The organism is Moorena sp. SIO4A1 (genome assembly GCF_010672065.1).
GTDB lineage: Bacteria > Cyanobacteriota > Cyanobacteriia > Cyanobacteriales > Coleofasciculaceae > Moorena.
Window position 1 is genome coordinate 1 of sequence record NZ_JAAHHX010000347.1, and the last position, 2155, is coordinate 2155.

The 2155-nt window shown below is 40.3% G+C and carries 2 protein-coding genes; both read left to right on the forward strand.

What is annotated here, in order from left to right; translation table 11 throughout:
• Window positions 1–211 (forward strand): hypothetical protein (locus F6K53_RS38070; protein ID WP_293084916.1); only part of this gene is annotated, 211 nt, incomplete at its 5' end.
• Window positions 212–474: 263 nt separating this feature from the next.
• Window positions 475–2028, forward strand: coding sequence for an adenylate/guanylate cyclase domain-containing protein (locus F6K53_RS38075; RefSeq protein WP_293084918.1), 1554 nt, complete (start codon window positions 475–477; stop codon window positions 2026–2028).
• Window positions 2029–2155: the final 127 nt, after the last annotated feature.

Sequence of the window (2155 nt, forward strand, 5' to 3'; positions counted from 1 at the left end):
AGAGAAAATTTCTGGTCTGTATGAACTCGCAATTATGGGTGATATTCGAGGCATCCAAGAAGAAGCTAATTTGATTGAACAGTTGGATCATAAATTCATACCCTTTGCTCAAAAATTGCGTAAATTATCAAAAGGTTTTCAAGAACGACAAATATTGGAATTTGTTGGAAAGTACATGGATAAAAAAGACCACGAAGCTCCTCGAAAATAAAGCGATGCAGCGAGGTAGCGCGGTCTTGGGGGTCCCCCCCATGAGCGACTACCGGTGCGGTATTGGGGGTTTCCCCCATGAGCGACTGCATCAAGAAAAGGATTTCAAAAAACCTGATAAAGTTACTAAAAAATAAACTCTATATCTTTAAAAAACAATCGCAATCTAAATGAATATTTGACCCAGTAATAAGTTATTATAGTTTTTAAGGTTTATTTTTAAATAGCACTATTTAAAAACCCCAATAACGAGTTCATGTGATTATGAATATTTCCTCAGTAACTCAAACTAATCATCATTCCTCTTCCAGGAAAATCAGCCTAACAACTGAAAGCTATAACAAAATTGGCTATAAAGGTGTAATTGTTATTGTTGATGATAGTCCGACTAATTTAGGGGTGATGTTTGAGTTGTTGAGCAATTCTGGCTTCAAAGTCTTAGTCGCTCAAGATGGCTATAGTGCGCTCCAGAAAGTTAACTATGCTCAACCGGATCTAATCTTACTGGATATTATGATGCCCGGAATTGATGGGTTTGAAACTTGCCGTCGCTTGAAAGCTCAAGAGTCAACTAGAGACATCCCAGTTATTTTTATGACCGCTCGTACTGATACTCTCGACAAAGTTAAAGGTTTCAGGCTCGGTGCAGTAGATTATCTCACTAAACCAGTGCAGCACGAAGAAGTAAGAGCGAGAGTAAACACTCACTTGAAACTCGGGCGTTTACAAAAGCAACTACAAGCACAAAATTTTCAGCTGCAACAGGAAATTAAGCAGAAACAAGAAGCTGAGCATAAATATCGCAGTATCTTTGAAAATGCCACTGAAGGCATTTTTCAAGTTACACCAGAAGGACAATTTATTACCGCTAATCCAGCACTCGCACGTATTTTGGGCTATCAGTCGCCAAAAGAACTGATTAATCAAGTCACGGATATTGGTCAACAACTCTACCTTGCACCGATGCGTCGTGACGATATATTAGCCCTAATCCACAAAGAAGAAACGTTATCAGAGGTTGAGTCCGAGGTCTATCGGAAAGATGGTATAGTAATTTGGATTTCGGAAAATATACGAGCAGTCAGAGACAATTTTGGTGATTTACTCTACTACGAAGGCACACTTAGCGACATTACAGAGCGCAAAAAAGCTGAAGATGAACTTCGTCGTGCCCGAACCGAAGCTGAGCTTTTGCTGCTTAATATTTTGCCCCAACCGGTCGCAGAACAGTTAAAAAAAGGAGAACGTACTCTGGCAGAAAGTTTTGAAGATGTAACTGTTTTGTTTGCTGATTTAGTTGACTTTACCAAACTCTCAACCCAAACCTCTCCCACCGAACTGGTCGAAATTCTCAATGTAATTTTTTCAGAGTTTGACCAACTAGCTGAGGAGCATGGTGTCGAAAAAATTAAGACGATTGGTGATGCTTATATGGCTGTTGCCGGTCTGCCAAAAGCCTGCAAGTATCATGCGGATGCGATCGCTAAAATGGCATTGGATATGCAAAAATTAATTGCCCAGTACAATGCTCAAACGAATCACAATTTCCGTCTCAGGATTGGCATCAACAGTGGACCAGTGGTGGCTGGGGTAATTGGAATCAAAAAATTCAGCTATGATTTGTGGGGTGATACCGTAAATATGGCTAGCCGTATGGAATCTCAGGGTATACCAGGTGGCATTCAGGTTACAGTTACTACCTATGAGAAATTAAAAGATAAGTACCGGTTTGAGCAACGGCAACCGTTTGAAGTCAAAGGAAAAGGGAAAATGACTACTTATCTGCTCACAGGTCCATTAGCAATGGGTAATGGGTAATGGGTAATGGGTAATGGGTAATGGATAATTGACCTAACTATACTTGATACCAAGTTGCGATCAAACGTACAACTTTCTCTTCCGCCAATCTCTTTATTTCCCTATCTCCCTATCTCCCCATGTCCCC

Excerpts from the sequence above, each read along its gene's own strand:
- F6K53_RS38075 (WP_293084918.1), top strand. The coding sequence starts at position 475 with ATGAATATTTCCTCAGTAACTCAAACTAATCATCATTCCTCTTCCAGG.